Source organism: Anabaena sp. FACHB-595 (assembly GCF_048568275.1).
In the GTDB taxonomy this organism is placed as follows: Bacteria; Cyanobacteriota; Cyanobacteriia; order Cyanobacteriales; family Nostocaceae; genus Trichormus.
The window spans coordinates 3,540,909-3,563,452 of the sequence record NZ_CP183473.1; the positions used below are offsets into that span (position 1 = coordinate 3,540,909).

Consider the following 22,544-nt stretch of genomic DNA (forward strand, 5'->3'; position numbering starts at 1 on the left):
CTGTGGTAGCAAACAGCATACTCATATTTTTGAGTAAATTAAAAATAGGCTATCTCTAGGACAGTTATGACTTTTGGAAGAACTGAAGATTTGGTGTTAGTTGTTGGTGCGACTGGTGGAGTAGGACAAATTGTCGTGGGTAAGTTATTGGAGAAGGGTGCAAAGGTTCGCATCCTCACACGGAACGCCGAAAAAGCCAAAAAGCTGTTCAATGACAAAGTTGAGGTTTTTGTAGGCGACATCCGCAAACCCAACACACTCCCAGCAGCAGTGGATCATGTCACCCACATTATATGTTGTACTGGAACTACAGCCTTTCCCTCTGCTAGATGGGAATTTGACCCAGAACCCAACTTGTTTGAATGGGGTAAAATTCTTCTAGATTCTGACTATAGAGAAGCAACGGCAAAAAATACACCAGCCAAGGTTGATGCAGAGGGTGTGAGTAACTTAGTCGCCACCGCACCTAAAAATTTGAGCAGGTTTGTGTTTGTATCTTCCGTGGGGATTCTTCGCAAGGATCAGCCGCCTTTTAATATTTTGAATGCTTTCGGTGTGCTAGATGCCAAAAAAAAGGGAGAGGAAGCGATTATCAATTCTGGGTTACCTTATACCATCATTCGCCCAGGACGCTTAATTGATGGCCCCTATACTTCCTATGACCTGAATACACTCCTGAAAGCTACCACAGGCGGTAAGCTAAATGTAGTTATTGGCAAAGGTGACACCTTAGCAGGTGACGCGAGTAGAATTGATGTCGCCGCAGCTTGTGTGGAATCTATTTTTTATTCAGCTAGTGAAGGACAGGTTTTTGAACTGGTCAATAAGGGAATAAGACCACCTACTATTGATTGGGAAACACTTTTTTTACAATTACCCACTTAAAAAGGTGAATTAAGAATTAGTCTCACCACTAACCGCAATACATCCCCCAGCTAGTAAAAAAGCTAAAATCAACCCAATTAGACCTGCAACTGGTGTAATTTGTTGGGGTTGGGGAAAAATTGCTCCAAATAAACTCATCGCTAAAGCAAACCCACCAAAATACATCCCAATTCCCAAACCTTCCCAAGGTTGAGACACTAGTCGTAAACAAAACGGAATTGTACCGTTGATAATGGCACTAAATCCCACAATTAGGGTTAATAAAAAAGGAATTGGGATATTGAAGCAAACCATAACTAGTAGTGACAAAGTAGTTAGGGCAATACCAATCAGCATGGCTTGACGATCGCCTATTTTCATAGTGAACCATGCCGCAGGTAAGCTGGCAAGTGCGATCGCTAGTCCTACCCATACCATCAACCAATCATTACTGGTGATTTGCAGTTGGACTGGGAGAATTTTTCCTAAAATATCCATGACTAACCGCGAACCCCAGGCCACACCAAAACCAGTACCTAAAATTAAACTTAATTCTCTGTTGGGTAACTGTGTAATTTCTCTTGGATTGGCAACGGGTGTACTAGGAGGGTTGACGAAGCGCAATGCAGCCGTTACAGCCAGTAACACGAAAGAAGCGATCGCAAAAGCAAAAATTGGCCCTAAACTGAGGATAAACTTATTGGCAATTGGTCGAAATGCACCAATTATACCTCCTGTCAAGACTACAACACTAAATGCTAAAGGTAGCTCGGCAGGCATTGAGTATTTGGCTAATAAAGCGATCGCCGGACTGCGAAACACTGTCATAGACAAAGCCCAGGCTACCAATACTATTGGTAAAAGCGATCGCCAAACAACGGTAGGGGGAACGAAAGTGACAATACAGGGGATAGCGATCAATAGTGTCGCTGATAGAATCACCCCTGCGGAGATTAACAGAAATCGACTACCCACCCAACGCTGTGCTTGATCAGAAAGCCCTCCCATGAGTGGTTCCATAATCACAGCCAAGGCATTTTCCAGCACCAGCAAACCCACTGCCAAGGATGCGGGAAAACCAAACTGAACTAGAAGTTGGGGTACGTAGGCGTTATATATGATCCAAGCAAGGGTGATTGCTCCCTGTAGTGCTGCCAATACCCAAACTTGTACCCATAAGATATGCGATTTTGATACATTCATAAAGATTTAAAAAGAAGAGTTTACGCCGTAAACCCCTACAAAATATGTATTATTTGTTTTTTCAACTAAAATTCAAACAACTAAAAATATCTTCTACAGTTAATTGCCAATTCGCCAATACACTCATAACAGGTAAAATATCTTTCCCTGCTTTGATTTCTGGTAATATATCAGGTTGAAAAACCACGATAGATTCATCATTAGGGTCGAGAAACCAACCTAGCTTTGCACCATTTTGCATAGAAAACATTATTTTACGGATAACCCGATTAGGGGATTGTTCTGGAGAAAGAATTTCAATAATCCAATCGAGGGAAATTTCAAATTGATTGGCAATTCTGCCATTAGGACGTAAAGGAATACGTGACCATTCAAAGACAGCAATATCTGGAACTATAGAATTTCCCGAAAACGTGCAGCGTAACTCAGGAAATGCGTAAGCTAATTTTTGTGGTTTAGCAATCTCATTAATAGCTGTCACCAAACTACTTTGTAAGGTGCTATGTTCTCCTTGAGGCGTCAGTTTTTGGTTGATTTTACCGTCAATATATTCACTGGCGGGTTTAGTTTCTGGTAATTTCAGAAACTCCTCTAGTGTCTTGTTGGCGAATACTGGAGTTGATAACGACATCAGCAATTACTCCTAAAACAATCCCAGCAAAGAAATATTGACTATTATTCAAATTATGCAATGTTAGATTACAGAAAAGGGGAAATTCAAAGTTGTGAATTTCCCCCGCTTGTTCTCTACATTACAACTATTAGTCTTAATATTCAGGAACGGATGGATCTACTTCCCGACTCCAAGCGGTGATTCCGCCTTTAACGTTTGTCCCCACAATCCCCGATTCTTTGAGGATGGCTAGGGCTTTTGCCGATCGCCCACCTAATTTACAATGAGCAATTAAGCGGTGTCCGTTGAGGGCTTCTTTGACTTTGGCTACACCATTACCATTTTCAATGTCTGGTAAAGGTATTAATACAGAACCAGGAATTTTGGCGATTTCGTACTCGTTGGGGTTACGCACATCTAGCAGGACAAAATCTTTCGCCCCACTATCCAGCAATTCCTTGAGTTCGGTAACAGTCATTTCTTGAATTTCTTGCATTTTTTGCGCCTCGGCTGCTTTGGCTTGAGGAATACCACAGAATTGTTCGTAATCTATCAGTTTTTCAATTACTGGTCGTATGGGGTTGGGACGCAGTTTCAACTCACGGAATTTCATATCTAAGGCGTTGTACAGCAACAATCTACCACTGAGAGTATTACCATTGCCCAAAACAATTTTCACTGTTTCCGTGGCTTGAATTACACCGATAATTCCTGGCAAAATCCCTAATACTCCACCTTCTGCACAGGAGGGAACTAGTCCTGGTGGTGGTGGTTCTGGGTATAAGTCGCGGTAGTTCGGCCCGCCTTCGTAGTTAAAGACTGTGGCTTGTCCTTCAAAGCGGAAAATTGAACCGTAGACGTTGGGTTTATCTAACAATACGCAAGCGTCGTTGACTAGATATCTGGTAGGGAAGTTATCTGTACCATCCACCACGATATCGTAAGGTTTGATGATATCTAGGGCATTTTCGGAACTGAGACGAGTTTCGTAGAGGTCAACCTGACAATAGGGGTTAATCTCATGTATGCGGTTCTTTGCAGATTCAATTTTGGGTTTACCTACCCATGATGTTCCGTGGATGACTTGGCGTTGCAGGTTGGAAGTATCAACGACATCGAAATCGACTATACCGATGCGTCCAATACCGGCGGCGGCTAAATATAACAGTAGTGGTGAACCTAGTCCACCTGTACCGATACAAAGTACACTGGCAGCTTTGAGCCGTTTTTGCCCTTCCACTCCCACTTCTGGCAAAATCAGGTGGCGGGAGTAGCGTTCGTAGTCGTCTTTAGTTAACTGGATATCTTCCAGGTTGGGATTAAGCATAGGAGTTTGAATGCGGAAGCGCGGACTACTGATTGTATCGAAAAATGATGTCGGTCTTTAGTCTTAAGTATTTAAGTTATGTTATCAATTATTTCTGATTGAAACTGATGATTGTCATCAAGACTCCAACTAAGGATGTCACTGGCTATACCTTTTTGGACGGAAACTATTATATACGAGTATCCAGCCCAAGCATAGAGGCGATCGCATTCTGAAGGTATGGCAGGATGATCAGGGTGAGAATGATAGATACCAATGATATTGAGTGACTTATCCCGTGCTTCTCTTTGTACCTGTAACATAATTTGAGGAGCGATCGCATATCTTCTTTTTAAACTGGAAGTTGGGGAAGTGATATTTGTCTTATTTATTTCTTGGGTAAAGTTATCTGCTTCTGTCTCCCAAGCGTTAGCGGTAGGTATGACTTCCACAACAGTTTTCACCCCATTGGCTATATATCCCATCATCAACCCACAACACTCTTGAGGATAGACGCTTTCAGCATGGCTGAGGATGGTTTGCTGATGTTCTGGTAAGAGTTTGATAGTTGGTTGATTCATCTTTCTACCTTGGCGGGTCTTTGTGCATGAGGGGACGCAGACCATTTAACCCGGCTGCAATGGCTGAACCATTATGAACTACAGTTGCCGCTAGGGGATGTATTCCTACTGTGGTCGCTAGTCCTAAAGCGGCTAGGTTGGGAACTACGGCTAAACTGATATTTTGTTTAATGACTGCTTGGGTTTGACGGGCGATCGCTATTGCTTCGAGAAAACTAGTTAAGTTATCATCCATCAGGACAACATCGGCTGTTTCCCTAGCTACTTCGGAACCACTACCAAAGGAAATGGCGACATCGGCATAAGCTAAGGCGATGGAATCATTTAAACCATCGCCGGTAAAGGCGACAGTTTTACCTGAATCATGGAATTTCTGGATTATTTCGGCTTTTTGTGCGGGGAATGCTTCTGCATGGACTTGGAATAGGGGAAGATGGAGTTCCGCCGCAACAGCCATAGCCCTTTGCTGATTATCCCCTGTCAGTAGATGTATTTCCATGCCGTATTCGGTTTGTAGTTTCTCAATTACGGCTGGGCTTTCTGGGCGCAGGGGGTCTGTGTAATAGATTACGCCTTGAAATTCCTGATTTACTGCCACATACAGTAAAGAATCATGGGCGGAGATGCGACAATTGAGGTGCTTGGGACAATCTGCATGGTTGCAACTATGTGGTTCATAAAGACAATCGAGGGGAATGCCACACTGACGCAAAAAGCGATCGCTCCCTACTATAACTTGTTCACCGTCAATTTCGGCTCGTACACCTAAGCCAATTTCATACTCAAATTCTTGCCTGGGCAGAATTTCTATACCTTGTTTCTCGGCATAACGTACCACGGCTTCGGCTACTGGGTGGGTTAGGCGTTGTTCGGCGGCGGTGGCTAGGGCTATAAGTCTGTGGGTGGTGATTCTGTCGGCGATGATTTCCACCTCCACAACTTCGATATCACCTTTGGTTAATGTGCCTGTTTTATCGAAAACTAATGTATCTACCTGTGCCAATTTTTCTAAGGCGCGACCACTACGGATGAGAACACCGTGTCTTGTGGCGTGGTGTAAGGCGGCGAGGAAAGTTGTAGGTAGGGAAACGCGGATACCTGTGACAAAATCAAGGGTGAGGATAGATGCAGCCCTGGCAGGGTTGCGGGTGGCTGCAAATACCAGTCCGGCAAAAATTAGAGATGGTAATATGGCTTGGTCGGCAATGTCCGCCGCGTAGTTACCCATGCGTGTATCGTGAACGGGTGCTTGTTGGACTAACTCGATACTTGCACCAGCACGGGTAGCTGTTCCTACTCGTTCGGCTTGGATGTAAATTTCTCCTTCCCTGAGTAAGGTGGACGCATAAACCGCTTCTCCCACCTGACGCAAAACTGGCATGGATTCACCAGTGAGTTTTTGTTGGTCAATTAAAGCTTTACCCCTTAATATTTGCCCATCTACGGGGATTTGTTCGCCGGGATAGACTATGACTGTATCTTGTGGTTGTACTTGTGTAGCGAGGAGGCGTTTTTTCTGCCCATCTGGTTGTGCAACCCAAGCGTAATGCCCCAAAGAAGCCAGTAAATCGGCAGCGTGATTTTCCGTAACTCTGGCGGTGCGATCGCGTATTATATCGCCAATTTCATGCAGTGTCATCACCAAAGCTGGTGTTAACAGGTTTCCTTGGGCAGAAGTTAAGGCGATCGCGATAAAATCTAGACAATCTATATTTAATTTTCGTTTTTGGGTAATGCTAGTATAAGCACGTTTCGCTACCGGTAAAGCTGCAAGTCCTACCGTCGCTGCAATTATTGCCCTGGGAATGGGGAACCCCAAACCCAATACAGCTAACACGGTTGCCAAAACTGGCAATTTTACACCAGCATTATCTGATTTTGTTACTTGTTGACGGTTGACTGTTGACGGTTGCCTAAATTTAGCCTGATGAAGTAAACCTACCAGATAAGCTTCTATGAGCCTATTGCTAGCAGATTGCTCATATCTAATAGCAACAGAAGCTGCCCAGGGATTAACCCGTACTTCCAATATGTGACTGTCAGATTCTAGTAATTCTTGCAGGCGTTGAGCATAATAGAGGTCATGGGCTACCAGGGGAACGCGAAATCTGATTCTGCCTGGAATTGTATGCACTACACTGTAGGCAACTCCAGCGATGATACTTGATTTCTGAGCCACTTGCTTACTAGTTTCCGGCTTGGTGGCAGTCATGATTTCCCCCTCATGGTGGTGTAGCGACTTAATGAGTGGGATTCTATCGTTGCAATGAATTCAATATCCCACAAAACAGTTATGCCATAACAAGACTAATCAAGTGCTTGTGAGGACTTTAACTGTGAATATAAGTATATTGAATACCCTTGCTCAATTATTTCTAGCCAATGAAATTATTTTTAAAGATTAAGTTTAAATAAATTAGGACTTACGCACCCAGGTTGTCTGTTAAGACCGGGTGTAAGGGTTTAAGAGTAAGGGATGTAAGAGTGTCAAACATTTATACCCCCATACCCTTGTTCAAACCCTTGATCTTTCGGTTTCATGCGTAAGTCTTATGAATATCTTATTGTTCATAAGGTAGTGAGGAGTGATGCGTAATAATACGCAGCTTACCATGATCATCCTTCAAGAACTGCCAAGTCTTGTCTACCGTGGTGGCCTTACCTTGTTTGTCGGTGATGATTACGTTACCCATCGTAGTAGCTGTGTTACCAGTGATGAAAATCGCTGCATTCTTAATCTCTACTTTGCGCCAGCTACTCAAAGCAAAACCCTTGTCCTCAGGAAAAGCTTTATCGTCCCCCACAAAGTATGCCAAAGCCCCTGCACGGGTGGTGCGGAAGGTACGGGGAGATATGGCGAGTGTAGGCTTGAAAAGAACGGGGCCGAATTGATAACCGTAGGCATCGTCAATCACCTTTTCAGCTAAAGCTTTAGCTGATGCTTTACCTTTCGCATCATAGGTTGTGGAAATAGCCACCAAAGCTTCCCCCCAAGCCTTTTGAGCAGCCAACACTTCGCTTTCAGTAATCGCCCTATTGACGATTGGCGTTTTCAGACTGGAAGTAGCCGTGATTTTGTCACCGGAGTCGGCAACGGATGTCTGGGCGACAATTGCAATACCTGATATAAGTGCGGTGGCTGCAAATAATACTAGAATCCTCGGTTTGAAGAGATTCATTCAGTAAATGCTTTAGTTTGTATCTATTTATATTCTCACAAGTTGAGGTTTTAAGTAGCCATCATAAAATGCCTACACAAGAAAACATGAAAAGGCCTTTCCCTTACCCCCAGTCTCAACAGACAAACTGGGTGCGTAAGTCATATTAAGAAATTACTGAGACTGTTCCGGTATCAATATCGTAAGCAGCACCAATGATTTGGACAGTACCTTTATTAACTAACTGTGCCAAAATGGTTGATTTTTGTTGCAGCTTTTCAGCTTGGTACTGGATGTTAGCAATAACAGCTGCTTTATTAACATCCTTGGACTTTGACGGTAATTTTGACAAGGCTGGTCTAATACTCTCCGCCAAATAGCCGATTCTGCCAGGAAGGGGTTCATCTTTCACACTGGCTGCCACAGCACCGCATTTTGTATGCCCTAAAACGACAATCAACCGTGTATCGAGTACAGATGTAGCATATTCCAAACTAGCGATCGCCATATCACTGGCAATATTACCAGCTACTCGCACCACGAATAAATCCCCCAGCCCTTGGTCAAAAACAATTTCCGCCGGGACTCTCGAATCTGCACAACCCAAAATAGCCGCAAAAGGATACTGTGCTTTGGCAATTGATTGCAGTTTTTGCCGTGATTGGTTAGGATACTTTGGTTTTCTTTTGACAAATCTTTGATTACCATCCAGTAAAAGCTTTAAAGCTTTTTGTGGATTTACTGGATTAAGGTTAATTGATTTGACATCAGCAATAGCAGGTTCTTCTTTACCTACAGTCAAACTACCAGCACAAGCATTAGCAGCAACAACCAAGCTTCCCGCGCCGGCTAACCCTAAGAAATTACGACGGCCAATAAATCCATTGATTCGACTCATTTCTTTACCTAACAACAGTTTGACTGTTATCAGAAAGATACCAAACTTAACAAAGTTTCAAGAGTACTTTTGCACACGCTTTAAGAGTTATTTAATTATTAGTTAGTAGTCAAACCCTAAAACACTGGCTTTAGGGTATAGGGGTGTAGGGGTGGATGCAACCATTATTCCGTTGCTGGTTTTATAGTCATTACTCATTAACCTTATGAAAAACCTACACTTGCCAGATTGTATACTCCCTAGTTCAACTGTCCTTGACACCAAACCACTTATCATACAGTGATTGATAAGTGCCATTTTCTTTGAGTTTCAGTAAGGCATTATTAATAGGTTTACGGTAGGGGCTATTATTAGGCAAAACAATACCGTAGTTTTCTTCGCGGAAGACACTGCCCACAACCTCTACTTTTCCCTGACCTTGATTAGCAGCATAGAACAGAAGTACAGGAGAGTCAAAAACAACAGCTTCAGCTTTTTTTGTTTCTAAAGCATCGTAAGCTTGCTCAATTTTGGGAACCTCTAAGACAGAAATTTTCTGTTGTTTTAAGTATGTTGCAGCTGTGCTACCAGTTGTTGTTGCCACCACCCTGCCTGGTAGATCACTTACACTGTTGATATCTGCTTGTAACTGTTGCACAGTTAGCGAAGTGGTAGCAGCTGCTGTAAAGTAAGTGACAAATAGTACACCGATAAACATCCAAATAATAGCTAATATCCGACCGATGACTCCTTTGGGCATTTCATCAGCTTGAGTTGCTAAGGTAGCAGCAGCCCACCAACAGGCTTTGAAAATCCCAGGAAAGTAAGATTGGGAAATCATGCCTTCTTTTTGATGACGCTCAGATAACCAAATGACGTGTGCGGCTATGACAATGAGCAACAAAGCCAAGCCAAGCACTTGTAAGATCGTTGTCGATAAGAATAGTGACAAAATATTAGGTGTGCCACTATTACTGAGTTTTGGATTGCGTACTAAAATCTGTAATCCCCCACTAAACATGGGTAAGGAAAAGTCAAATTGTTGCTGACGTTCAGCTGTAATTGAGATGGCTGCAATCCCTGCATTGGCTTTACCATTCTGCACAGATGAGAGCAAATCAGGAACGCTTGGATATTCCACGAATTTAGACTCTGCACCTATCTGGCTGGCAATACTGCGCCAAAGATCAATACTGAATCCTGATAGTTCACCATTGTCAGTAAAGACAAAGGGGGGAATAGCTCTAGTAGCTACGACAAAGGATTTTTGAGTTTCAGGTTCTTGGGACTGCACTGGATGAACAACTAGGAACAACACCAAAATTCCGCATACCATTCCTAGCCAGATAGGGAGTTTCAGGAAACGCCTTATGTTCCTTGCCGCAACAAATTGAGAAAATCTTTGGGCGATCGCATTTATCATAAATATTCTCTAAGATTTATATGCAATATCTATCATTCCCAACCCATGACAAATATTACTAACCGCCTTAGATTTTCAATAATAAATTCAGGGGCTTTTACCCTGAGTGAATCAATTGTCTTGGTCAGACTTACCTAATGCCCTTTCCCTGCGCCTAAGTATAATTCAGCTACTTTAGGATCAGTTAATAACTCTTGTCCGGGGCCGGATATGGCATCACGTCCAGATTCTAGTACATAACCACGGTCTGCCATTTCTAAAGCTTTACGGGCGTTTTGTTCAACTAAAATAATTGCTGTTCCCTCTTGATTGATTTGTTTAACTTGCTCAAATACTTGTGTTACTAGAATTGGGGATAAGGCAGCAGATGGTTCATCTAACACCAGCAAACTAGGTTCTAACATTAAAGCTTTGCCCATTGCCAGCATCTGACGTTCTCCGCCGGAGAGTGTGCCTGCGCGTTGACGACGGCGATCGCTTAATCTAGGAAACATAGCAAATATTTTGTCTTTCAATGGTTGCAGGGAATCATTGCGGATAAACGCCCCCATCTCTAAATTTTCTTCTACACTGAGGGATGGAAAGACATTGGCGATTTGCGGCACGTAACACATTCCCAGGCGCACAATTTGATTCGATTTAAGTCCAGCAATATTCTTGCCTTTAAAAGTAATTTTGCCTGTATGGGGTGTCAAAAGTCCAAAAATGGTTTTTGCTAAGGTAGATTTACCAGCGCCATTGGGGCCAATTACTGTCACTAGTTCCCCTGATTCAACTCGAAAATTCACCCCCTGCAATATGTCTACATCTTTGATGTATCCTGCATGGACGTTTTCAACTTCTAGCAGAGGAGTAAAATTTTGTGCTGAACCTGACATAAAATCCTTAATTCTGAAAATTATAAAACATAGGCGTTCAACCTATGTTTCAAAAAAACTCAATTATAATTTATCCGAAATTATACAATTTTCTTCTTTTTCCAAATACGTCTTGTTAAGTAGAGTCCCATTAAAGACAAAGCCCCTAAGCTAGCAGGTTCAGGAACAGTAGTTGTACTACTGATTGTACCGATAGCCGTCACTCGACCTCTTACCTGCTCACCATTATTACCTACCTCCCCAATGTAAAGATACAATGGGCTAGCTGTTGAGACTTTTTGGGTCAGTTGAAATAAAATTTCCCCACCTACACCTAAACTCAGAAATCCCCTGGCTGTATTATCAGTTATGGCGTTGGCATCAAAACTACCTAGTGTAGCAATACTGTTATTTACTTCACCGTCTTTACTACCAAATAAATCGTCACCAGCAAAATAGTGGGCATAAATTGAATTGCCAGGATCACGTTTGGTTCCAGGGGAAAAAATAGTTTGAGGTGGAGTAAAATCAAACACATCTAACCCAGGAAGGGTTTTGACATCTTCAGCATTTGTAATTAACGTACTACTGATTTTAATAGCATCTAAATCAAAACCGCTAAATTTACCAGGAGAACCTGCGGCTATACCTATAATGTCACTGAGTTTAATTGCTGTAATATCAAAACCAAGGCTTGCAAGATCAGATCTATATATAGCAGTTGAAGCTTTATTTAATGGATTTACATTAATTGTTCCGGCTAAGGCTGTAAAATTCAGGTCAAAACTAGCGGCTGTGGCGCTTTGTGATGACAGCAAGTTAATAGCAACACAAGACAGGCTGAAAACGCAGAGATGAACACTAGGTAAGATACTGAGCCTTTTCATAAATTATCGCTATCATTTCTCGATAGATATGGATTTCTACAACTCTGCCTGAAAAAATAGTCTAGGGAATACCGAGGATTGAGTAGCCAGATGGCTTCTCATCTTTACAATAAATTTAGCAACCTTTCATATTTTTTTGGTATTTGATTTAGAATTCTGTACATTTACAGAAAAACAGGCAACCTTCAAGTTTGAAAGATGCCTGTTTGCTTAAGTATGTTCCTGGAATAAATAACCGAAATTACGGAGTCTTCTGCAAATCTGGTCTTTCTTCTGGCACGATCGCCTTTTCTACAGGGCATACTTGTAGACAGATACCACAATCAATACAAGTGGAAAAATCAATCCAGTACCAATCTGTTCCCTTGACATTTTTACCAGGGCCTTCATGAATACAAGCCACTGGACAAGCATCTACGCAGTCGGCAACACCTTCACAAACATCAGTAACAATAGTGTGTGGCATATTCTCGTTCCCCTCTCTTTTTAGTCATTGGTCAACTCTCAGCAGATTTTCAGACTCTAAACTACTGACTCACCTTTTCAATTATTGGTGATCCGTCGGCTTTGATCCAAGCGATTTGGGCAATACTGCGATCGCGGGCATATTGTTTAATGGTTGCTCTATCTGTGCTACCCAAGTCTAATTCTACTCTAACTAAATCAGGAGATTCACGTAGTTTTTGAGCGTAGGCAAAAGCCGCACTATGGGCTGCTGGGTTTTCTGGCACGACTAACCAATCACTAGCTGGGGTTTCCTGTGGTAATTGCTGTGTAGATAAAAGAACTTGGTATAAGTCTTCAATATTCAGGACAAATCCAATCCCCGGAATATTTTCTCCTTGGGGATGATACAACCCTAAAAGCTGGTCGTAGCGTCCACCCCGCCCTAAAACTCTTGCTTGTGAATCAGTATTGTTGACAATCTCAAATACAAGACCAGTGTAGTAGTCTATGGTTTGAATCAGACTCAGGTCGAGAATTATCGGAAATTTACCCCCAGATTCTAATAACTCTACTAGAGACTTGAGGTTATTGACCGCCTCTTGCTGTTCTGCATCTAAATTGAGGCTACTGACTTTCTGCAACACATCGGCGCTGTTTCCTCGCAAATCCAGCATGATTCTGGCACGTTCGCGCAGTTCGTCAGTTAAGGGGAGTGTGTCTATTGTAATGCGGTCAAGGTGAGCGATCGCACTACGCACTTTAGCACGTAAATTGATGGGAAAAGCATCTAAAAGCGATCGGGTGATTCCCGCTTCACCTAAAATTAAATGCCAATCCTGTAAACCCAATGCTGTCAAACAATTACCCGCCAACAGCAACACTTCCGCATTGGCCAACAGTCCACCGACACCCAATAATTCCACACCAGCTTGATAAAACTCTTGCTGGCGATTATGCCTATTTTCCCAGATGCGACGAAAGACGTTGGCATTGTAGTAAAGGCGCTGGGGATGACGCAGATTTGCCATGCGCGTAACAACAGCACGAGCAATAGAAGCCGTCAACTCTGGACGCAATCCCAACTCTTCATCTTCAGAATTTTGTAGTTGAATCACCATCTGACGTTGAATTGCTTCACCCGCCATCAAGGTATCCATGCGTTCCAGCGTTGAGGTTATGATTCTGTGATAACCCCAACGGTGAAACACTTGTTGTAACTTATCTTCAATCCAGCGTTTTTGAGCCACATCTAAAGGTAATAAATCCCTGGCTCCCGCTGCTGGTTGATACACCATTCATCCTCCGTTATGTGATTCCCCACGCTGATTGAAACGCGGCTAGAAATATTCGTCTTCAGCACCTTGTGGTTGGTAGTAAATTTGCTAGTAGCGCGTCAATGTCAGCTTTTGTATCGTCCCATCCCGGAGGTTAGGGGCAAAATTCCACCATCATGCAATAGCGCTTAGGGTGAGTCGCTGACTATTTTTTCTTCCCACCAAACAAGCCACCAAACAAACCACCTCCAGATTTATCTGACTGTTTATCGCCATTACTGGAAGGTGCATTGACATTAGAGCTACTAGATTGTTGACCTAGAGCCTTATCTATTTTAGGTTTCCATGTCAACGCTGTTTGATCATTGGGGTCTAATTTTAGGGCATTATCGAAATGAATTTTTGCCATTTTCAGCTTATTTTGCTTCAGATATATAAAAGCCAGCAAGCTATGACAACGGCTGCTCTTAGGAGCTATCTTCAGCGCATCTTTCAACTCTACTTCGGCTGGGGGGAATTGGTTTTTGTCAATCAAAGTTTGAGCGCGGCGCAAATACTGGTCAACAGACGAATCTTCTTTTGGTAGTTCTGGTGGGGGTGGTGCAGAGTTGTTGGTTGGCTGAGTGGAGGTTGAGCTAACTGTGGATTTAGCGGCTGGTGCTGGTGCGGCAAGAGCTTTCCCCGCAGTCCGCATCAAGTAAACTAAATTCAACTCGCTAATTTGGGAAATGATGGGAATTGCCTCTTTGAGCGAGTTATATTGAGTTTCCCCCATTTTAGCGATCGCACTTTTATAAAGTAAATCAAAATTGGGGGCAGATGCTAACTGTTTAGCTAAATCAGTAGTCAGTTCAATGGAAGCTGATTCCTGTAATAAACGCTTACCTATTTGGGATAAAACAATAATGTACTCTGAACGAGTTCGTTCTACTGATAGTGTCTCATAAGCTGGATTTACCAACTTTGATAATAATTCGCTAGCTAATTTTTTTTCTGTCTCGGTGACGATAGTACTGCTATCAGGGTGTAAATGGCGAGCAATTTTCAGATATCGCTTGCGGATTTCTTTAGCATCTGCATCAACAGCTACACACAAGATTGCGTGATGGTCTATGAAATCATATTTAAATAATCCACGATCTATTCTCAGAGACATATAGCGGTTTTGCACCAAGGAAGGCGTAAGATTTTTTCTAGTTTACTGCGCTTGATCGGGTAAACGTCAGTGGTCTATAGAAATTATTTACTACTCTTTGGTGAATCTTCATCTATTAAGGAGGCAGAGTACAAGTGGCGGGGGCAAAGGGAAGGCGGCAAGAAAGCATAGGTTTTTATCAGTGATTTCTCGTAGAGATTATGTAGATTAAACCATAGCTGCTAGCAATTACCAATTATCTTATTCCCAAGCCGATAGTGGCGGTACTTGCATTAATGCCCGACTCAGATTGTCGTGAATAGAACCATTCGTTGCCAGAATTCTGCCAGTGGCAATTTTTAAGGGAGTACTATCATAGGCAGTAACTTTGCCGCCCGCTTCCTCTAATAGAATCACCCCAGCGACAACATCCCAAGGAGATATTCCTCGTTCCCAATAACCATCGACACGACCACAAGCTACGTGGGCTAAATCTAAGGCGGCTGAACCGCTACGCCTTACGCCTTGGGTGAGATGAGTGAGGTGGCAAAATTCTGCATAGTTATTATCTGGTGTTTCCCGGCGATCGTAGGCAAATCCAGTTACCAACAAGCTTTTACTCAATTCTGAAGTATCAGAAACCTTGATAGGACGACGATTGCGTGTTGCACCCAAACCAGCAGCCCCCCGGAATAACTCATCATGAAATGGGTCGTAAATCACACCAACCTGGGGTACACCGTTAATTAATAGCCCAATAGACACACAAAAAGCTGGGTATTGGTGCGCGTAATTAGTCGTCCCATCTAAGGGATCGATCGCCCAAAGATATTCATTATCTTGATTCCCCAACTTTCCCGACTCCTCAGCCAAAATGGAGTGTTGAGGAAAGTGACGACGAATAATTTCTAAAACTACCGCTTCTGAGGCTTTATCGGCGGCGGTCACTAAATCACCAGGACGACCTTTTTCCGTGATTGCGTCCTCTAACTTACCCAAATAACCCTGTAAAACCGCCCCCGCAGCCAAGGCGGCTTCTGTCGCAATATCGAGAAAAGTTTGTAAATTAGTCATTAGTCATTAGTCAGTTGTCAGTTGTTAGTAAGGGCGGGTTTATGAAGATCATCGTCCGAGAGTGAGGATATCTGTAAACCCGCCCCTACAGTTGTCTGATCCCCAGCCTCCTATTTCCTAACGATTCAGGCGACGAAACTCAGTAGGTGTTTGACGCATGGGTTTATCGGAACTCCAAATACCTTGACCCATGATTCTTGCCCATTGTTGGGCGCGTTCTAGACGCTGATCGTATTTGTGGTTAGGCGATCGCTCTACAAACAAAGCATACCCTTGTTTAACTACCTGTTCATTTAATAACTTGTCATCTTTCCACACGTAAGCCAACGTCCGACCAATTGTGTCTTTGGCTTCAAGATCAAACTCCAACATTACAGGTTTGTCTAAATCGCCTATGGATTGTTCTAAAAATTCCTTGGACTGATTGCCCCAAGGACGTTGGCGCAAATCCGGTGCATCCACGCCAATTAATCGCACTTGAGAAATTAAATTTGGTTGTTCCGCCATGCCCACAACTTCTAAAGTCTGGCCACTCACCACCCGCGCGATCCTGACCTGAGTTGCCGTTGTGGCAGGATTTTTGGCTTGACAACTCACCAGCAGTAATAGACAGGCGAACATGGCGAGTTTTTGTACCCAGGTGAGGAAGCGTGGGAAGTGGGTTAGGGTGCAGGTGGAGCGAAGGAAGCTTTCCCCCCTACCTCCTGCCCCCGTTCGCGTAGCGTCCCGTAGGGAAGTTCGCCCGGAGGGAAACCCTCCTTGCGGCTTCTCTTCCTGACCCCTGCCCTCTGCACCCTGGTTATTCATCTTGCTTTTACTCTTCATCTAAGGGTAAACCGGCTTTCACTCTTCCCTTGGCAAAATAGCGCCCAAACTGAAGCTCATAAACTTCATCTTCGTCTTGTGTTTCTACTTCCAAATCAGAACGGGCATAACTGACGCATAACAAAGCATAACCTTGACGACGCAACTCTAGGGATAATCCCACTGCCTCTGGTTGATAAATGTCACCAGATACGACCCTGACAGCACAAGTGGTGCAAGCCCCATTGCGACAAGAAAATGGCAATTCCACCCCTTGTTGTTCGGCCGTGTGTAAGATATATCGGTCTTCTGGTACTTTTAGGGTATACTGTTTGCCAGTGGCGCGATCGCGTACTTTAACTGTGTGTGTCTCGGACATCTTGGTTCGGGATTTTGATTGGGACTTTCAGATTGCTCTAAAAAATTTCTTTCTTTATCTTTGCATTTTTTAGAGTTTCAGCGTACAATAGTAAATCGTGACATCTGGAGAGATGGCCGAGTGGTTTAAGGCGCAGACCTGGAAAGTCTGTAATGCGGAAACGTATTCTAGGGTTCAAATCCCTATCTCTCCGTTATTCAGCCTAGTTTAAATATATAGTTTTCACCCAAACTCTACCAATAGTTGGGTGAAACTGATTCTTAGATATTACTAAAATTTAATTTAAAACAACCGCTTGTTTGGGATTGGTAGTCGGTCGAGTTTGATATTACTCACAATTCGATAGATCACCCAAACAATCTCGTATGGATTACTCGCTTCACTTAACAATGCAGCCATCTATATGGATTCTCAAACAGGTAATAACAGCATTTTGCATACAAAAATAGAGACTTTACAACAAACAATAGATACAAATGTTTATGGAGTTTTGCGAGTAACTCAGGCATTAATAACCTTAATGCAGGAACAAAACTATGGTCGAATTGTCAATGTTTCTTCCGGCGCTGGACAGTTAACTGATATGGGTTCGGGTATACCCACATATCGCATTTCCAAAACAGCCTTAAATGCACTGATGCGAATTTTTGCCAGTGAATTAAAAGGGACGAATATTTTAGTTAATTCTGTGTGTCCTGGTTGGGTTAAAACTGATATGGGTGGGAAAGATGCACCACGAACCCCTGAAGAGGGAGTTGATACAATCGTCTGGCTAGCAACTCTTCCTGATGGTGGTGCTTCTGGTGGTTTCTTCCGCGATCGCCAGCCAATAGATTGGTAATGAAATATTAGGAATTAAATATGATTATTAAATATATTTAAGTTTTTGTAGGGTGTGCAATGTCGATAATTTTATCCATTGTCATGATTGATTGATACCATGAATCTCCAATTATCTGTAAGTCTTAATGCGATAGGAATAGTGCTTCTGAGAGACTCTAAAAACTAAATAAAAATGTGTGTCTTGATACAATACTTTTAAGATGACTGTTATATGCTTTCTAAGCCCTTTACTTTTACCCTAATTGCGGAATTTTCCGCTTAATCAACACCAGAGTGTTGGGAATTATAACTAACTAAGTGCAGTTTAAGCTGATTAAAAGCAAGGATTGTGAAGTGAGTTAGGTCTTTTCCTCCGCCCTGGTGATTTATTTATTTGAGCTAGAGAGAAAATATAACAGCACTTTTTTGACGCAGATAACCGAAAAGCCAGCCACTCACATTACAATCAATGTGCTGGAGTTACAATTTTGATAGTTTTTTCGTCCTGTGCTTACCCCCGTGTTACCAAAAATCAATGTACTAAAGCAAACTACGAGTGAGGCTTGGATAGAACAAGCGATCGCTAACTTAGATATCATATTGCTTGACCACTCCCACTGCGAACGCAAAGCGGCGGGTGTGGCTTTAAATTTTATGTTTCGCTACCCATCCAATACCAAAATGGTAAGGGAATTAACGGCGATCGCCCGTGAAGAATTAGAACATTTTGAACTGGTAAATCAGTGGCTAGAACGCCGCAATATACCCCTAGCACCCCTACCCCCTCCTCCCTATGGCGCTGGCTTAAAAGCGGCTGCACGTACCAACGAACCCGAACGCTTTTTAGATTCCTTACTCGTGACTGGTTTAATCGAAGCACGAAGTCACGAACGCTTAGGCTTATTAGCTACACACTGTCCCGAACCAGAACTAGCCAAGTTTTATAAAGGTTTGATGGCCTCAGAGGCGCGACACTTTGGTACATATTGGGTTTTAGCGGATACTTACTTTGACCGGGAAATTGTTAGTCAAAGGCTCGATGAATTAGCTATTGTTGAAAGTGAGTTACTGGAAAATTTACACCCAGAACCTAGAATTCATAGTTAGTATAATCACCAATAAATATGCAGATACAGTTAACACATATCAGGTTGCTTGTCTCCAACTACAAAGATTGTTTTTTATTCTATCGAGATGCACTCGGATTTTTTATCGATTGGGGTGACGAAAATAGTGGTTATGCTGAGTTACATACCGGCGACTCTATTAAGTTAGCTTTGTTCAGAAAAGAATTAATGGCGGAAGCTGTCCCCAGTGCTTATCAACCTTCAGCGATTGAATGTCAGAACAAAGTAGCTTTAGTTTTCGCTGTAGATAACGTAGATGAGTTTTATTATCATCTCAAAGACCATAATGCAATCATTGTCACACAACCTCTAAACCGTCCAGAATGGGGATTAAGAACAGCACATTTCCGCGATCCTGATGGTAATTTAATTGAAATTTTTAGCAATATGAGCAATGTTAATTAACATTATTAATTAAAGAGTGGTAATGGGTAATTGGTAGTTGCTAATCATGTCCGATTAAGAACTGCCGCTTATCCATTTACCAAATTTTAAGACTCTATGATCAATTCAAGATACTAAGATACGAGGACAAATAGTTTCTTGTATTTCTTTCCCTGATGTTTGTTCAGCTAACCTTAGCTCATAATTCTTTTGAAGATTTAACCAGAATTCTCCACCAGTTCCAAAATATTGTCCTAATCGCAAAGCTGTATCGGCTGTTATCCCTCGTCTGCCATTAATGATTTCAGTAATTCTGTTTTTGGGAACATGGAGAACACGCGCTAAATCACTCGCAGTCATAGCGAGTTCAGTAATTTCGTCAGCAAGAATTTCTCCGGGGTGGATTGGTGGGCGTGCCATTTATCTCTCCTTCAGTGATAATCTGTAATCTCTATGTTGAAGGGCTTAAGAAAATCATCAGGCCAGTTAAAACAAATTCTCCACTGCTCATTAATTCGGATACTGTACTGACCTTTTCTATCGCCTCCTAATGACTCAAAACGATTACTTGGTAGTTGCATTAGCACTTCCTTATTAGGGGCTGCATCTATAATATCTAATCGTTTTTGTGCTTGTCTCTCAAAAGATTGAAACTCTTTAACCCTTTCTCCTAAAGCAAATTTCTCCGTCCTTTTATCTTTATATTTAGGGTATTCATCTGATGGAGACATATTAAATGGTTATGTAATAATAGTTATGTGTTACGTAACCCATAATAATCTTAGCACAAAAAATTAATCCGATCGCCTCTATCGTCACCAACGCAACAACTGTTGTCTTACATAGATAAAATCCGTGCTTTGCAAGTGTCACCTGAGCTAAAATCAACAGGAGAAGCTATATGCTGGGTAAATTGGGAATAGATCCAGAAGACTTTTCTGTAAAAACCTGACCCACAAACGGTAATGAACAGCTACTATCAAGACTTCTTAATTCGTAACTGGCAAAAAAGCGATCGCACTAAAGCCTCCTCAGTCATCAGTTACGTATTATCAGAATACGGTTTAGGTTGGGAACCCAAAGGTGCAGACCGCGATGTGTTGCAAGTAGAAGAATGTTACTTAGCAACTGGGGGTGAGTTTTGGGTAATTGAACACCAAAGCCAAATAGTAGGTACTGGGGCATACTACCCTGTAAATCGCGGGGAAAAGGCTGTAGAAATCAGGAAAATGTATCTTTTACCCAGTGTTAGGGGTTTGGGTTTGGGGAAATATTTGTTACAACAGTTAGAAGCAGCGATCACCTCTCGTGGTTTTCAAGAAATTTGGATTGAAACAGCCAGTGTTTTGGTAGAAGCAGTCAAGCTATATGAAAATCATGGCTACCAACCAGCCACGGGAGTGGAAACAACGCGGTGCGATCGCGTCTATGTCAAATTCCTCAAGTAGCTTTAAATGCCAACATGGAGTCGCCACTTTCAAGGTCTGCTTGACCTGTTTTTGCAATCTAACTGTCCTCTGTGTCAAAGACCTACATCTACTGAATTGTGTCCTAACTGCACCAGACAATTACAAAAATGCCATCATAAACACCCTCATGCTTTGTGGAAACAGCCGATACCCGTATTTAGCTGGGGTTTGTATGGTGGTACTCTCAAACGAGCGATCGCACTGATGAAGTACGATAATCAACCCCAAATTGCCCGTCCTTTGGGACAATGGCTAGGAGAAACTTGGTTGTTACATTCTCTTCATCAAACAACACAAATTTTAGTTGTACCGATCCCACTCCACCCCAGCAAGCAAAAACAAAGAGGATACAATCAAGCAGCCTTAATTGCTCAAAGCTTTTGCCAAACAACTGGACTAAAATTGCAACTAAATGGTTTGGCGAGAGTGCGCCAGACAACAGCGCAGTTTGGTTTATCAGTATCTGAACGAGAAAATAACTTGGCTGAAGCTTTTGCAATTGGTCAAGATTTTCGTCATAGCTGCCCAAAAAGCCCAGTATTGTTAATAGATGATATTTACACCACTGGTGCTACTGTTAAATCTGCCGTGCAGATACTGCGTCAAAATGAAATCACTGTCTTAGGGTTAGCAACTACAGCCAGTGCTGTAAAAGATAGATACATCAAAAATTAATGGCAAGCTATCTCTGGGAAATCTATAATTAACCAAACCACCCAGTTGTTGTGGGAACATCACTTACAATGATCAGTAAATTTCTGACTAAAAATTTCACAAGAATAAATATATTTCCCGCTACGTTAATGGCAATTGCCATCAGTACAACAGCAGCATTTGCTCAAAGTAAGTTGTACAGTCCTATCTTGTTGACTGAGTTTAAAGAACTTTCTGATGCGCTTTCAGATAAAGACATTCCCACAGGTCAGGGTGGATTTGCCCGTGACTATGCGGTCAAGCTGAATAAGGGGGATAATCTAGCAGTTGATTTATCTTCAGAAAGTTTTGACAGTATCATCACACTACTTGCACCTGATGGCTCAACATTAGCAGAAAATGATGACGGCCCCGATGGCACTAGCAATTCTCTACTGTTTACCCGCATCAATGAAACAGGGACTTTTATTATTCGTGTCCGGTCTTTTGGTGAAACTGGGGTTGGGCCTTTTAAACTCAAGGTGACTAAGTTGCAACCAATGAAATAAATAGCAAAATCATACTAATTTGTAATTCAGAAAGACTGGTATGAGGTGTTATGGCTGTTGACGGTTGACAGGCTTGAAAGCCTTGTGTTGTCAAGGTTTTGTCTTAGCTTGATGTCTTAACCTATTTGGCTACGGCTATAATTGCAGATGTTACATCAAAAAGGCTCAAGCATTCTTGCCTGAGCCGATATTTAGTGATAAGTTTTGTTCAAAAGGAGCATTAAAATTTTGGGAAGTTAGGAGGTAGAAATAACTACTTCTTCATTCCCTGTTCTCCACTTCAAATCTATATTTTCTTAATAGCGGTTACGGAAGTTGTTGTTGCTGCGATTGCCGCCAAAGGAACCCCTAGAACCGCCTCTGTCTTCTCTGGGTTTAGCCTTATTTACTTTAAGGTCGCGTCCCATCCACTCAGCACCGTCAAGTGCTTCAATTGCTGCTGTTTCTTCTGCATCACTGCCCATTTCCACGAATCCAAAGCCGCGTACACGGCCGGTTTCACGGTCTACAGGTAGCTGAACCCGCTTTACAGAACCATATTCTGCAAATACGGCATTCAAGCTTTCTTCTGTAACGTCGTAAGAAAGATTACCAACATAAATAGACATATTTATTGTCTCCAAAATCAGAAGTGTCTAGGGATTGAGATTTCGGAGAA

The 22,544-nt window shown here is 42.4% G+C and carries 25 protein-coding genes, 1 tRNA gene and 1 pseudogene; 8 read left to right on the plus strand and 19 right to left on the minus strand.

The features are described from left to right. The first annotated feature begins 66 nt into the window (after positions 1–66). Complete coding sequence (locus ACN222_RS14495; protein ID WP_010997054.1) at positions 67–885, plus strand: SDR family oxidoreductase; 819 nt, start codon at positions 67–69, stop codon at positions 883–885. A 9-nt stretch (positions 886–894) separates the two neighbouring features. Here the strand turns inward: ACN222_RS14495 and ACN222_RS14500 are convergent, their stop codons facing one another. The 16 genes from ACN222_RS14500 to ACN222_RS14575 all read right to left on the minus strand — a co-directional run bounded on the left by ACN222_RS14500 (position 895) and on the right by ACN222_RS14575 (position 16,882). Continuing rightward, positions 895–2,067 carry an MFS transporter gene (locus tag ACN222_RS14500; RefSeq protein ID WP_010997055.1) on the minus strand — a complete coding sequence of 391 codons (1,173 nt, stop codon included), beginning with the start codon at positions 2,065–2,067 and terminating at the stop codon, positions 895–897. 61 nt (positions 2,068–2,128) lie between these two features. Then, on the minus strand, positions 2,129–2,698 hold the full coding sequence (locus ACN222_RS14505) for a Uma2 family endonuclease (protein ID WP_010997056.1): 570 nt from the start codon (positions 2,696–2,698) through the stop codon (positions 2,129–2,131). 136 nt (positions 2,699–2,834) lie between these two features. Continuing rightward, positions 2,835–4,007: a molybdopterin-synthase adenylyltransferase MoeB gene (gene moeB / locus ACN222_RS14510; RefSeq protein ID WP_010997057.1), complete on the minus strand. Its 1,173-nt coding sequence runs from the start codon at positions 4,005–4,007 to the stop codon at positions 2,835–2,837. A 71-nt stretch (positions 4,008–4,078) separates the two neighbouring features. Next, the gene (locus tag ACN222_RS14515) at positions 4,079–4,567 is read right to left on the minus strand and encodes a Mov34/MPN/PAD-1 family protein (protein WP_044521541.1); all 489 of its coding nucleotides are present in this window, start codon (positions 4,565–4,567) and stop codon (positions 4,079–4,081) included. 4 nt (positions 4,568–4,571) lie between these two features. Next, positions 4,572–6,779 carry a heavy metal translocating P-type ATPase gene (locus tag ACN222_RS14520; RefSeq protein WP_010997059.1) on the minus strand — a complete coding sequence of 736 codons (2,208 nt, stop codon included), beginning with the start codon at positions 6,777–6,779 and terminating at the stop codon, positions 4,572–4,574. 349 nt (positions 6,780–7,128) lie between these two features. After that, entirely contained in the window at positions 7,129–7,746 is a 618-nt protein-coding gene (locus tag ACN222_RS14525) for a metal-independent carbonic anhydrase (protein WP_010997060.1), read from the minus strand. A 145-nt stretch (positions 7,747–7,891) separates the two neighbouring features. Further along, a complete protein-coding gene (locus tag ACN222_RS14530; RefSeq protein ID WP_010997061.1) occupies positions 7,892–8,623 on the minus strand; it encodes a carbonic anhydrase in 732 nt (243 codons plus the stop codon). A 244-nt stretch (positions 8,624–8,867) separates the two neighbouring features. Next, positions 8,868–10,025 carry a transporter substrate-binding domain-containing protein gene (locus tag ACN222_RS14535; RefSeq protein ID WP_010997062.1) on the minus strand — a complete coding sequence of 386 codons (1,158 nt, stop codon included), beginning with the start codon at positions 10,023–10,025 and terminating at the stop codon, positions 8,868–8,870. 134 nt (positions 10,026–10,159) lie between these two features. Continuing rightward, positions 10,160–10,903: an ABC transporter ATP-binding protein gene (locus ACN222_RS14540; RefSeq protein ID WP_010997063.1), complete on the minus strand. Its 744-nt coding sequence runs from the start codon at positions 10,901–10,903 to the stop codon at positions 10,160–10,162. An 80-nt stretch (positions 10,904–10,983) separates the two neighbouring features. Further along, positions 10,984–11,769, minus strand: coding sequence for a PEP-CTERM sorting domain-containing protein (locus ACN222_RS14545; protein ID WP_010997064.1), 786 nt, complete (start codon positions 11,767–11,769; stop codon positions 10,984–10,986). Between the two features lie 241 nt (positions 11,770–12,010). Then, positions 12,011–12,235 (minus strand): indolepyruvate ferredoxin oxidoreductase subunit alpha, encoded by a 225-nt coding sequence (locus tag ACN222_RS14550; RefSeq protein WP_010997065.1) that lies wholly within the window; start codon positions 12,233–12,235, stop codon positions 12,011–12,013. 61 nt (positions 12,236–12,296) lie between these two features. Next, on the minus strand, positions 12,297–13,511 hold the full coding sequence (locus ACN222_RS14555) for an ATP phosphoribosyltransferase regulatory subunit (RefSeq protein WP_010997066.1): 1,215 nt from the start codon (positions 13,509–13,511) through the stop codon (positions 12,297–12,299). Between the two features lie 184 nt (positions 13,512–13,695). Next, positions 13,696–14,646, minus strand: a complete 951-nt coding sequence (locus ACN222_RS14560; RefSeq protein WP_044521548.1) for a J domain-containing protein — start codon at positions 14,644–14,646, stop codon at positions 13,696–13,698. A 240-nt stretch (positions 14,647–14,886) separates the two neighbouring features. Beyond that, positions 14,887–15,699: an inositol monophosphatase family protein gene (locus ACN222_RS14565; RefSeq protein ID WP_010997068.1), complete on the minus strand. Its 813-nt coding sequence runs from the start codon at positions 15,697–15,699 to the stop codon at positions 14,887–14,889. Between the two features lie 117 nt (positions 15,700–15,816). Then, a complete protein-coding gene (locus ACN222_RS14570; protein WP_010997069.1) occupies positions 15,817–16,524 on the minus strand; it encodes a thermonuclease family protein in 708 nt (235 codons plus the stop codon). Further along, entirely contained in the window at positions 16,514–16,882 is a 369-nt protein-coding gene (locus tag ACN222_RS14575; RefSeq protein ID WP_010997070.1) for a 2Fe-2S iron-sulfur cluster-binding protein, read from the minus strand. The genes ACN222_RS14570 and ACN222_RS14575 overlap by 11 nt, the downstream gene beginning before the upstream one ends. 106 nt (positions 16,883–16,988) lie before the next feature. On the opposite strand from ACN222_RS14575, the gene ACN222_RS14580 reads away from it, so the two are divergent. The 4 genes and pseudogenes from ACN222_RS14580 (at position 16,989) to ACN222_RS14595 (ending at position 19,236) form a co-directional block, all read left to right on the plus strand. Next, positions 16,989–17,075, plus strand: a tRNA-Ser gene (locus tag ACN222_RS14580). Between the two features lie 189 nt (positions 17,076–17,264). Continuing rightward, positions 17,265–17,723 (plus strand): annotated as a pseudogene (locus tag ACN222_RS14585) (SDR family NAD(P)-dependent oxidoreductase); the annotation flags it as partial. 488 nt (positions 17,724–18,211) lie between these two features. Then, positions 18,212–18,811, plus strand: a complete 600-nt coding sequence (gene miaE / locus ACN222_RS14590) for a tRNA isopentenyl-2-thiomethyl-A-37 hydroxylase MiaE (RefSeq protein ID WP_010997072.1) — start codon at positions 18,212–18,214, stop codon at positions 18,809–18,811. A gap of 17 nt (positions 18,812–18,828) precedes the next feature. Continuing rightward, positions 18,829–19,236, plus strand: coding sequence for a VOC family protein (locus ACN222_RS14595; protein ID WP_010997073.1), 408 nt, complete (start codon positions 18,829–18,831; stop codon positions 19,234–19,236). A 105-nt stretch (positions 19,237–19,341) separates the two neighbouring features. On the opposite strand, the gene ACN222_RS14600 is transcribed toward ACN222_RS14595, so the two are convergent. Together ACN222_RS14600 and ACN222_RS14605 are read right to left on the minus strand one after the other, a co-directional pair. After that, positions 19,342–19,635: a HigA family addiction module antitoxin gene (locus ACN222_RS14600; protein ID WP_010997074.1), complete on the minus strand. Its 294-nt coding sequence runs from the start codon at positions 19,633–19,635 to the stop codon at positions 19,342–19,344. Between the two features lie 11 nt (positions 19,636–19,646). After that, positions 19,647–19,946 carry a type II toxin-antitoxin system RelE/ParE family toxin gene (locus ACN222_RS14605; RefSeq protein WP_010997075.1) on the minus strand — a complete coding sequence of 100 codons (300 nt, stop codon included), beginning with the start codon at positions 19,944–19,946 and terminating at the stop codon, positions 19,647–19,649. Between the two features lie 234 nt (positions 19,947–20,180). Here ACN222_RS14605 and ACN222_RS14610 point away from each other — a divergent pair, with 234 nt between their 5' ends. From ACN222_RS14610 to ACN222_RS14620, 3 genes are all read left to right on the plus strand, one after another. Further along, complete coding sequence (locus ACN222_RS14610; RefSeq protein ID WP_010997076.1) at positions 20,181–20,663, plus strand: GNAT family N-acetyltransferase; 483 nt, start codon at positions 20,181–20,183, stop codon at positions 20,661–20,663. 6 nt (positions 20,664–20,669) lie between these two features. Then, a complete protein-coding gene (locus ACN222_RS14615) occupies positions 20,670–21,359 on the plus strand; it encodes a ComF family protein (RefSeq protein ID WP_010997077.1) in 690 nt (229 codons plus the stop codon). Positions 21,360–21,427: 68 nt separating this feature from the next. Beyond that, positions 21,428–21,886 (plus strand): PPC domain-containing protein, encoded by a 459-nt coding sequence (locus ACN222_RS14620; RefSeq protein ID WP_044521553.1) that lies wholly within the window; start codon positions 21,428–21,430, stop codon positions 21,884–21,886. Positions 21,887–22,182: 296 nt separating this feature from the next. Here the strand turns inward: ACN222_RS14620 and ACN222_RS14625 are convergent, their stop codons facing one another. Continuing rightward, positions 22,183–22,494: an RNA recognition motif domain-containing protein gene (locus tag ACN222_RS14625; RefSeq protein WP_010997079.1), complete on the minus strand. Its 312-nt coding sequence runs from the start codon at positions 22,492–22,494 to the stop codon at positions 22,183–22,185. Positions 22,495–22,544 lie beyond the last annotated feature (50 nt).

What these genes read in the sequence shown, in the direction of transcription:
- ACN222_RS14505 (WP_010997056.1), bottom strand. Translation starts at nt 2,698, where the DNA reads ATGTCGTTATCAACTCCAGTATTCGCCAACAAGACACTAGAGGAGTTT.
- ACN222_RS14495 (WP_010997054.1), top strand. Translation starts at nt 67, where the DNA reads ATGACTTTTGGAAGAACTGAAGATTTGGTGTTAGTTGTTGGTGCGACT.
- ACN222_RS14530 (WP_010997061.1), bottom strand. Translation starts at nt 8,623, where the DNA reads ATGAGTCGAATCAATGGATTTATTGGCCGTCGTAATTTCTTAGGGTTA.
- ACN222_RS14520 (WP_010997059.1), bottom strand. Translation starts at nt 6,779, where the DNA reads ATGACTGCCACCAAGCCGGAAACTAGTAAGCAAGTGGCTCAGAAATCA.
- ACN222_RS14595 (WP_010997073.1), top strand. Translation starts at nt 18,829, where the DNA reads ATGCAGATACAGTTAACACATATCAGGTTGCTTGTCTCCAACTACAAA.
- ACN222_RS14540 (WP_010997063.1), bottom strand. Translation starts at nt 10,903, where the DNA reads ATGTCAGGTTCAGCACAAAATTTTACTCCTCTGCTAGAAGTTGAAAAC.
- ACN222_RS14515 (WP_044521541.1), bottom strand. Translation starts at nt 4,567, where the DNA reads ATGAATCAACCAACTATCAAACTCTTACCAGAACATCAGCAAACCATC.
- ACN222_RS14545 (WP_010997064.1), bottom strand. Translation starts at nt 11,769, where the DNA reads ATGAAAAGGCTCAGTATCTTACCTAGTGTTCATCTCTGCGTTTTCAGC.
- ACN222_RS14575 (WP_010997070.1), bottom strand. Translation starts at nt 16,882, where the DNA reads ATGTCCGAGACACACACAGTTAAAGTACGCGATCGCGCCACTGGCAAA.
- ACN222_RS14560 (WP_044521548.1), bottom strand. Translation starts at nt 14,646, where the DNA reads ATGTCTCTGAGAATAGATCGTGGATTATTTAAATATGATTTCATAGAC.
- ACN222_RS14600 (WP_010997074.1), bottom strand. Translation starts at nt 19,635, where the DNA reads ATGGCACGCCCACCAATCCACCCCGGAGAAATTCTTGCTGACGAAATT.
- ACN222_RS14565 (WP_010997068.1), bottom strand. Translation starts at nt 15,699, where the DNA reads ATGACTAATTTACAAACTTTTCTCGATATTGCGACAGAAGCCGCCTTG.
- moeB (WP_010997057.1), bottom strand. Translation starts at nt 4,007, where the DNA reads ATGCTTAATCCCAACCTGGAAGATATCCAGTTAACTAAAGACGACTAC.
- ACN222_RS14615 (WP_010997077.1), top strand. Translation starts at nt 20,670, where the DNA reads ATGCCAACATGGAGTCGCCACTTTCAAGGTCTGCTTGACCTGTTTTTG.
- ACN222_RS14570 (WP_010997069.1), bottom strand. Translation starts at nt 16,524, where the DNA reads ATGAAGAGTAAAAGCAAGATGAATAACCAGGGTGCAGAGGGCAGGGGT.
- ACN222_RS14625 (WP_010997079.1), bottom strand. Translation starts at nt 22,494, where the DNA reads ATGTCTATTTATGTTGGTAATCTTTCTTACGACGTTACAGAAGAAAGC.
- ACN222_RS14605 (WP_010997075.1), bottom strand. Translation starts at nt 19,946, where the DNA reads ATGTCTCCATCAGATGAATACCCTAAATATAAAGATAAAAGGACGGAG.
- ACN222_RS14555 (WP_010997066.1), bottom strand. Translation starts at nt 13,511, where the DNA reads ATGGTGTATCAACCAGCAGCGGGAGCCAGGGATTTATTACCTTTAGAT.
- ACN222_RS14610 (WP_010997076.1), top strand. Translation starts at nt 20,181, where the DNA reads ATGAACAGCTACTATCAAGACTTCTTAATTCGTAACTGGCAAAAAAGC.
- ACN222_RS14550 (WP_010997065.1), bottom strand. Translation starts at nt 12,235, where the DNA reads ATGCCACACACTATTGTTACTGATGTTTGTGAAGGTGTTGCCGACTGC.
- ACN222_RS14620 (WP_044521553.1), top strand. Translation starts at nt 21,428, where the DNA reads ATGATCAGTAAATTTCTGACTAAAAATTTCACAAGAATAAATATATTT.
- ACN222_RS14500 (WP_010997055.1), bottom strand. Translation starts at nt 2,067, where the DNA reads ATGAATGTATCAAAATCGCATATCTTATGGGTACAAGTTTGGGTATTG.
- ACN222_RS14525 (WP_010997060.1), bottom strand. Translation starts at nt 7,746, where the DNA reads ATGAATCTCTTCAAACCGAGGATTCTAGTATTATTTGCAGCCACCGCA.
- ACN222_RS14535 (WP_010997062.1), bottom strand. Translation starts at nt 10,025, where the DNA reads ATGATAAATGCGATCGCCCAAAGATTTTCTCAATTTGTTGCGGCAAGG.